We start from the raw sequence: 8407 nt of genomic DNA, 5'->3' as shown, positions 1-8407 counted from the left end.
GTCGTGGCACGCCTCGATCACCGCGCCGACGAGACGCGACACGCCGATGCCGTAAGAGCCCATATGAACAGGCCGCTCCACACCGTCGAGGCCGGCGACCTTGGCGCCCATCGGCTCGGAATATTTGGTGCCGAAATAGAAGATGTGCCCGACCTCGATGCCGCGCGCGGTCATCTGCTTGTCGTCGGGGATCGCGTTGAAGGCGGCTTCGTCGTGCATCTCGTCGGTCGCGGCATAGAGTGCGGTCCACGCGTCGACAATCGGCGACAGGTCGCCCATGAAGTCGGTGTCGGCGCCGGGGACGGGGGTGTTCAGGATGTCGGCATGACAGAACACCTCGCTCTCCCCGGTGGAGGCGAGAATGATGAACTCGTGGCTGAGATCGCCGCCGATCGGCCCCGTATCGGCCCGCATCGGAATCGCCGTGAGGCCGAGCCGCGCGAACGTGCGCAGATAGGCGACGAACATGCGCTGATAGGCCTTGCGCGCCGCCTCCTGGTCGAGGTCGAACGAATAGGCGTCCTTCATCAGGAACTCACGCCCGCGCATCACGCCGAAGCGGGGGCGCACCTCGTCCCGGAACTTCCACTGGATGTGGTAAAGGTTCATCGGCAGCGCCCGATACGACCGCACGTGCGAGCGGAAGATGTCGGTGACCATCTCCTCGTTCGTCGGCCCGTACAGCATCTCGCGCTCATGCCGGTCCATGATGCGCAGCATCTCCGGCCCATAGGCGTCATAACGGCCCGACTCGCGCCAGAGATCGGACGGCTGGATCGTCGGCATCAGGATTTCCTGCGCGCCGGCGCGGTTCTGCTCCTCACGCACGATCTGCGCGATCTTCTGCAGAACGGTCATGCCGAGCGGCAGCCAGGAATAGATGCCCGCCGCCTGCTGGCGGATCATGCCCGCCCGCAGCATCAGGCGATGCGAGACGATTTCCGCCTCTTTGGGCGTCTCTTTGAGGATGGGGATGAAGGCGCGGGAGAGACGCATGGGACGATGAGCTCACTTCTGGGACCGGGCGTATTGGACCCACTGTGTGACCGCGGTCAATCGGAGCGATGTCGCTGCCGGCCCGGCACGGCGAAAAAGATGGGAAATCCGGGGGTATCGGGGGCGGCGCGGTCAACAAAAAAGGCGGCCGGTGATCCGGCCGCCTCCATTCTCGACCGAATGGGATCCCTCAGAGGAAGAAGTCGCCCGCGTCGAGGTCGGAATAATTCTTCAGCGTGAGGAGGAAGTCGGCACGCCCGTCGCCATTCGTGTCCGCCATCACGAGCGTGTGCGCCCCGCGCTCGACCGAACGCAGTTCGCCGGCCGTGCCGGAGAAGCGGTCCTCGCCGATGAAATCGAAGCGCTGGTTGCCGTTCGTCGTCTCGTCGGCATCGATCGCGCGCAGGTTGATGCGGTTATCGCCCTTGGCGAAATCGAAGATCACGTCGCGGCCGGCCTTGTTGCTCTCCTCGACCGAGCGATAGACGAACACGTCATTGCCCGGACCGCCGACGAGACGGTCGGCGCCCATGCCGCCATTCAGGATGTCGTTGCCGGGGCCGCCATTCAGGATGTCGTTCCCGTCGCCGCCGAAAAGGATGTCGCGGCCGGCGCCGCCGAGGATCTTGTCGTTGCCGCCCTCGCCGAAGAGGCGATCATTACCGCCGCCGCCACGGACGATGTCACGGAACTCGGTGCCCCTGTAGGTGTCGTTGCCGGAGGTGCCGGTCAGGATGTGGCCGGAGCCGTTGATCTCGTCGAGAAAGGTCTCGGCGCCGCGCGAGTTGGTGCCGCCGAGATACATCAGCTCCGCGACGATCTCGTGGAAATCGCCACGCGTGTTGGCGCCGTTCGCGACCCGCAGCCCCTGATACTCCACGACGGGCGTGTAGTTCGTGATGTGGCCCTGGCCGTCGAGGTCGAAGCTGCCATTGTTGTTATAAGAATCGCCGAGATGGCCGAGCGTCACGCTGCTGAGGCGGCCGGACACGGTGTGCGAGCCCATGTCGTAGGCGAAGTTGGCACCTTCGAGGACGATCGCCTGGGTGTCCGGGCCGTCGAGCTCGCTGACGAGCACCATCTCGTCGTTCTGCTCGAAGAACGGGAACCCCGTCGAGGTGAACGTATCGAGGAAGGTGTCGAGATACTGGTTGTAGTTGACGCCCTGGTTGCCTTCGGCGTGAAGCCTGATTTTGACTGCCATACGATTGGCCCTTTACTGAGTGTTTGCGCCGAACCGCCTGACCAAAGCGAGCTTGGCCGAGAAACCGGGGCTCGCTTCAAGGTTCAGGTATTGCGTGTAATCGACGTCGAAGATGTTGTTGAGGGTGAGGCTGGCCGACGTGTTGTCGTCGAACCGCCAATTCGCGTAGAGGTCGACAAGCTCGTAGGAATCGCCCGTAAGGCCGGCCTCTTCCGCATCCGACTTCTCGCCGACGAAGGTGACGCGCCCGCCCGCATCGAGGCGATCGTGGAACGCGCGGAAGCCGAGCGTGGCGGAGACGCGGCTCGGCGGCACGGACGACAGCGTGTCGCCTTCCGCATTGTCCTTGCTGCGCACGAGCGTCGCGTTGAGCCCGGCATAGACCCGGCCCATGTCATAAAGACCCTCGAGCTCGATCCCCTCGATCGTCGCCTCGTCCACATTGACGTAGGTGCACGCGCCCGGAAGCGGGAAGGGGGAGCATTCGAGCTCGATATAATCGTCGACACGGTTGTGGAAGGCGGAGGCCTTCAGCCGCAGCCTGTCATTGCTGCGGAACACGTCGTCGAACCGCACATTGATGCCGGCCTCGATATTGTGCGCCGTCTCCGGGTTGAGGTTCGGGTTCGGCAGGAAGGGGAACGTCGCGGGCGGCGGGTGAAAGCCCTGAACCAGCGTCTCGGTGAGCGAGGGGCTGCGATAGCCTTCCGAGTAGCCGGCATAGATCGTCACCGGCTCGATCGGCGTGATGCCCACCTTGATGCTCGGCGAAATGCGGCTGCCGTTCTTTTCGATGTCGGTGTTCGTGTCGCGAACTTCGCCGGTGAGGTGATAGCCGTCGAAGCGGAGGCCGCCGACGACCTCGAACCAGCCCCGCTCCATCGTGTGCTCGATGAAGGTGCCGTAGACGGTCCGCTCGCCCGGCGGCGTGGAATCGTTCGACAATTCGTTGTCGTCGCGCGTGTTCACCGTGTCGTGGAACACCTCGCCGCCGATCCGCGTCGTGTTGGAAAAGCCGAACGCGTCGAAGCGGGCGACATTGAGCGCGTCGGTGCCGTAGGTGTCGACGTCGAAGGTGCGATTGGCGCCGATGGTGGAGCCGCTGCGGTCCTCCTGCTCGAGGCGCGTCGTCGTGTAGTAGCCGCGCACATTGAGGTCGATCAGCGCGTTGTCGGCCGCGTCCCAATGGTGCTGCGCGGTGAAGGTGTCGTCGGTGCTGTGCGTGCGGCGGACGGTCGAGATGCCGTTATCGTAGGCGTTGTAGATCCGCATCGCCGACAGCGTCGTTTCATGATCGGGGACGATGCGCGCGCGCAACTTCAAGAGCCCGGAGCCCATGGTCTGGGCGCTCTTCACCTCGTTGCCGTCCCCGTCATAATAGTCGTCGAAATTGCGGAACGTGCCGGCGGCGAGGATGTCGAAGGCCTCGTTGATGCGGGCGGCGGCCGCGCCATGGGTCATCCCGCCGAGACCGTTGGTCTGCCCCTCGGCCTTGAGGCGCGCGGCGAAGGTCTCCTCGCCGCGCAGAATGTCGTCGGCGTCGATGGTGGTGAAGTTGACGACGCCGCCGATCGCGCCGGAGCCGCCGACGGTCGTGCCGGGGCCGCGATCCACCTCGACGCTCTTCATCATTTCCTGGTCGAAATAGAAGGAGCCGTTGGCGCCGTGGCCGCTGCGCTGGAAATTCTGACGCGCGCCGTCGACCATGACGTTGACGCGGCCGAAATCCTGAAGGCCGCGAATATTGACGGACGTTCCGGGATCGCTCGCGATCGTCGGCGCGACGACGCCGGGGACGGATTGAAGGATTTCGGCGACGGAGCCGTCTTGCCCGCGCGCCTGCAATTCCTCGCGCGTGCGCACGCTCACCGGGGCGAGCGAGCCATAAGCGAGTTCGGAGGCGTCGGTCTCGGAGGCGTCGTTCGCCTCGACCGTCGCCGAGACGACGATCTCGTCGAGCACGATGCTATCGCCGAGCGAGCCCATATCCTGCGCCCATGCGGGGCGCGTGACGGTCAGTGCTGCAAGGCAGCAGGCGAGGGGTACGATCAGACGCATCGACGACACAGACGGCTTTCAGATGGAAACAGGGGAGAGGGGGAGGCGGGGCGCGCCTCCCCCTCGTCTTGCTGAGCCGGACAACGGGTCCGATCAGATGAGGAAGTCGTCGGCCGAGAGGGAGGCCGCGCCCTGCACGAAGACGCGCATGTCCGCCGTGCCGTCGCCGTTGGTGTCGGCGAGAACCACGGTGCCGTTCTGGACGTGGTTGATGCGCACTTCGGGGCCTTCGCCGGAGAAGGCGTCTTCGCCGATGAAGCCGTCCGAATCCATGTCGAAGGCGGAGAGGTCGATGAGGTCGCCCTCGCTGAAGCCGACGATGCGGTCCGGGGTCGCGAAGGGGCTGTCGTCGGCCGATTCGAACACGAACGTGTCGTTGCCCGCGCCGCCGATCATGATGTCGTAGCCCTCGCCACCGATGAAGGTGTTGTTGCCGAGGCCGCCGCGCATGATGTCGTCGCCCGCGCCGCCATTCAGCAGATCGTCGCCGCCATTGCCGAAGAGGCTGTCATTGCCCTCGCCGCCGAACAGCGAATCGTTGCCGGCACCACCGATCACGATGTCGTCGCCTTCGTCGCCGAAGAGCTGGTCGTTGCCGGCGCCGCCATTCAGATAGTCGTCGCCCGCGCCGCCATGCAGCTCGTCATGACCGTCGTGGCCGAACAGGCTGTCATTGCCGCTGCCGCCCATGAGGAGGTCGCTGCCGCCATTGCCGCCGATGAGGTCGTCCCCGTCGCCGCCTTCGATGGTGTCGGCTCCGCCGCCGCCGCGGATCGTGTCGTTGCCGGCGCCGCCGGAGAGGCTGTCATTGCCGGCATTGCCGAAGACCACGTCGTCGAAATCGGTGCCGACATAGATGTCGTCGCCATTCGAGCCGATGAACTTCTGCGCGCTCGCGCCGAAGGTCTCGTAAAGCTGGGCGATATAGTCTTCGCCGTCCTCACCATTGGCGCCATAACGCACGGCCGAGTAGAGGGCGTAGACGGGATTGGCGGGATCGTTGCCCGCGCCGGGTTCGGCCGAGATGTCGAGACCGGAGACGACGAGCCCGGTGTTGAGGTTCACGAGAAGGCCGTTCTCGGTCCCGTCATTCGTGGTCGTCTCGCTGGTGGTCTCGGCGAAGGTCACGCTGTCGATTTCGCCGCTGATGCCGTGGCCATACTGGGCACCATGGTGGATGAAATCGTACGCGATTTCCGTGCCTTCCAGGAGCGCGACTTTGTCGGAGTCCTCGTAGGAGAACGAAACCTCCGGCCCGCTCACATAATACTCGCCACCAAAGGCGGCGTCCGGTGTGCCACCGCGATAGACGGACGAACCGACACCGAGCCCGGCATAATAATTTGCCAGATAGCTCACATAGTCGATGCCGCCCTGCACACCTTTGGCGTTGATCACGATCATGTCGACGCAACTCCCGAAACGATTTGCCGATCCGCGAAAAGTGGACCGCATGGGGTTAGAATGTCGGCCTCTGTTATGGCCGGGCCTCCCCAGATGCAAATGAAAAATCAGGATGTTTTTGCGGAATCACAAGATGATGCGGGCGTGCACCACAATAAAACTATTCAATGTCGTTGATGGAATGATGAATTGTTCTAAATTGGATTCGCGGTAAGCTTGGTGTCTTTTTAAGTTATAGGAATTCCAAGTGGGTGAGGGGGCCGCGGGCCGAGCCCGCGACTCCCACGATTTCAGACCGTGACGGTCTGAAGAACGTTGAATCCTTCAAAGTGCGGGCCACCACTGTAGAGCTTGTTCCGCGTGCGGGCATTTCGGTGCGCCTCGGCGAAGGCCGGCCCTTTCGTCCACGCGATGAAGTCCTCTTCGCTCGCCCACACGGTGTGCGAGACATAAAGGCGCACGTCGTCTTGCTCCGGGCCGCGCAGTAGTTGAAATTCCACGAAGCCCTTTTCGTTCTTGAGCTGCGAATCGCGGTTTAGCCAGACGTTCTCAAATTCCTGTTCCGAGCCTTTGTTGACGCGGAAGCGATTCATCGCGATGAACACGTGCTAGATCCTCTCTTGCGTGTAATGTTGTTGCTGTAAGATTGCGCCACCGCGGCGAAATCTATGACGTTGACCACCAGCGATCGGCCGGCGAGGGCGGAAAGCCCGCGCGCTCCGCGGCGGGCCGGTCGAACGCGTCCCACCAGGCGAGCCAAACCTCGTTCGACCGCCACAGCGGCAGCATCGCCTCGGCGTGGCGGAACGCCCGGTCGAAGGCGCGGCCGGCCGCGGCGAGCGACGCGTCGTCGTGCGCGGTCTCCAGCGCCTCGATCGCCGCGTCGACGGCCGGACTTTGGAGGCCGGCAAGGGCGTAGGAGCCGGGCTGATCGGCAAGGGCGCTGTGCCAGAGGAGGCGCTCGGCCGTGCCAGGAAGGCGGGCCGGCTCCCAGTCGAGCCCGGCAAGGTCGTAATCGCGGTCGAGCATCCGGCGCATCGCGCTTTGCGGATCGGTCTGGACCGGGACGACGGTGAGGCCGAGCCGGGCGGCGCTGCGGGCGAACCAATTGAGCGGCCGGTCGTATCCGGGGCCGGCCGTCAGCACCTCGAGCCGCACCGGTTCGCCCGTGCGTGGATCGCGGCGCACGCCGCCCTCAGCGCCGAGCCCGGCTTCGTCGAGGAGGGCGGAGGCGACGGCGAGCGCCTCGCGGCTGCCCGGCGCCGGGTCGTCGGCGAGGGGATCGGGCGTTAGCCGCGCGGCGCCCGGAAGCTCGACCCCGGCTCGCTCGAAAATCGCCAGCTCGTCGGCACCGGCTTTCCCTTCCGCCGCGAGCGGGGTGGCGGCGAAGACGCTGTCGAACGGGGCATAGGCGCCCTTGAAGAGGAGCGCATTCACCGTGTCGAAATCGTAGATCAGCGCCAGGGCGCGGCGCACGCGCGGATCGGCGAGGAGGGGGCGGCGCAGATTGTAGACGAACCCGTGGAGCGACCCCACCGAGAGCGTCTGCGTCGCGTCCTTTTGGATGCCTCCCGTCTGCGCTGCGCCGCTCGCGTAGCCGTTTTGCCAGCGGTTGGGGTCGTCCTCGATCCGCACGTCGGCTTTGCCGGCCTTGAACGCCTCGAAGGCGACGGTCGCATCGCGATAATAGTCGTAGGCGAGACGGTCGAAATTCCACCGCCCGCGATTGGGGGCGAGATCGCGGCCCCAATAGTCTTCGAAACGCTCGAGCACCAGACGACGCGGCGCGTCGAACGTTGCGACGCGATAGGGGCCGGACCCCACCGGCCTATCCGGTGTTCCATCCTGCCACAGATGACGCGGATGAATTGGGATCGTCGCGATCCGGCGCAGCACGTCCCGATCGCCGAGGCGCGTGTTCTTGAAGACGACGCGCGCGCCGTCCGCCTCCACCGTCAACGGGCCGAACGCCTGGCGATAATAAGGCGCGCCCTCGCGCTTCAGCGTCTCGAATGTGAAGACGACATCGTCCGCCGTCAGCGCCTCGCCATCATGCCAACGGGCCTCCGGGCGCAGCGAGAAGACGATCTCGCTATAATCGGGCGCGACCGCGATCGTGCTTGCGAGGAGGCCGTAATAGCTCGCGACCTCGTCATCGCTCGCGATGATGAGGCGGTCATAGATCGTGCGCAATTCCGCCGGCGGGCGGCCCGGAAAGCGCAGCGTATTCACCGTATCGAATGCGCCGAGCCGGGCTTCGCGCAGCGTGCCGCCTTTGGGGGCGGCGGGGTCGACATAGTCGAACGCGGCGAAATCCGGCCCATAATGCAGCGCGCCGAGCGGCGAATAGCCGTGCGCGCCGGCATTCGCCGTCACCGCCTCGGCCGAGAGGGCGACACGGCCGAGCGACAGGGACGCGGCGGCGGTGCCCGCGAGCGTCAGCACATCACGCCGGCTCGGTCGAAATACGCTCACGCGAACGGTCCTTCGTGCAGGGTTGATGCGAGCGATCGCGGTGTCGCGATGGCGGCGCGCAAGTCTTTCATGGTGAGCATGGTCGTTGCTCCACGGCAAAAGGGCGACCGCCGGGCCCGCGGCTCGTCGCCACAATGCCCAAGGATCGCGAAGTGTTCGCGTGCGGATCGAAACCGATATCGCAACCCGATCCCGCGATGCGAGACAGATCTTCGATGCTCATCAGGATGTCAAGAAAGAAGTATTTTGGTGTTATTGTAATTCGTTTTA

At 64.8% G+C, this 8407-nt stretch carries 6 protein-coding genes; all 6 read right to left on the bottom strand.

Annotated elements, in window-relative coordinates; translation table 11 throughout:
• On the bottom strand, positions 1 to 996 hold a 996-nt coding region (gene proS, locus L1787_RS04465; RefSeq protein ID WP_235707333.1), incomplete at its 3' end, for a proline--tRNA ligase.
• Between the two features lie 190 nt (positions 997 to 1186).
• On the bottom strand, positions 1187 to 2200 hold the full coding sequence (locus L1787_RS04460; protein WP_235707332.1) for a calcium-binding protein: 1014 nt from the start codon (positions 2198 to 2200) through the stop codon (positions 1187 to 1189).
• Positions 2201 to 2212: 12 nt separating this feature from the next.
• A complete protein-coding gene (locus L1787_RS04455; protein ID WP_235707331.1) occupies positions 2213 to 4258 on the bottom strand; it encodes a TonB-dependent hemoglobin/transferrin/lactoferrin family receptor in 2046 nt (681 codons plus the stop codon).
• A 93-nt stretch (positions 4259 to 4351) separates the two neighbouring features.
• Positions 4352 to 5662: a calcium-binding protein gene (locus L1787_RS04450; RefSeq protein WP_235707330.1), complete on the bottom strand. Its 1311-nt coding sequence runs from the start codon at positions 5660 to 5662 to the stop codon at positions 4352 to 4354.
• 290 nt (positions 5663 to 5952) lie between these two features.
• Complete coding sequence (hmuQ, locus tag L1787_RS04445; protein WP_235707329.1) at positions 5953 to 6267, bottom strand: heme-degrading protein HmuQ; 315 nt, start codon at positions 6265 to 6267, stop codon at positions 5953 to 5955.
• A gap of 61 nt (positions 6268 to 6328) precedes the next feature.
• A complete protein-coding gene (locus L1787_RS04440; protein ID WP_235707328.1) occupies positions 6329 to 8137 on the bottom strand; it encodes an extracellular solute-binding protein in 1809 nt (602 codons plus the stop codon).
• Positions 8138 to 8407: the final 270 nt, after the last annotated feature.

The organism is Acuticoccus kalidii, from assembly GCF_021556395.1.
Taxonomy (GTDB): domain Bacteria; phylum Pseudomonadota; class Alphaproteobacteria; order Rhizobiales; family Amorphaceae; genus Acuticoccus; species Acuticoccus kalidii.
This window is presented reverse-complemented; position numbering and strand designations above follow the sequence as displayed.

Bases quoted from the DNA above. Each gene is read 5' to 3' on its own strand.
- L1787_RS04460 (WP_235707332.1), bottom strand. From the start codon at position 2,200: ATGGCAGTCAAAATCAGGCTTCACGCCGAAGGCAACCAGGGCGTCAAC.
- L1787_RS04455 (WP_235707331.1), bottom strand. From the start codon at position 4,258: ATGCGTCTGATCGTACCCCTCGCCTGCTGCCTTGCAGCACTGACCGTC.
- L1787_RS04450 (WP_235707330.1), bottom strand. From the start codon at position 5,662: ATGATCGTGATCAACGCCAAAGGTGTGCAGGGCGGCATCGACTATGTG.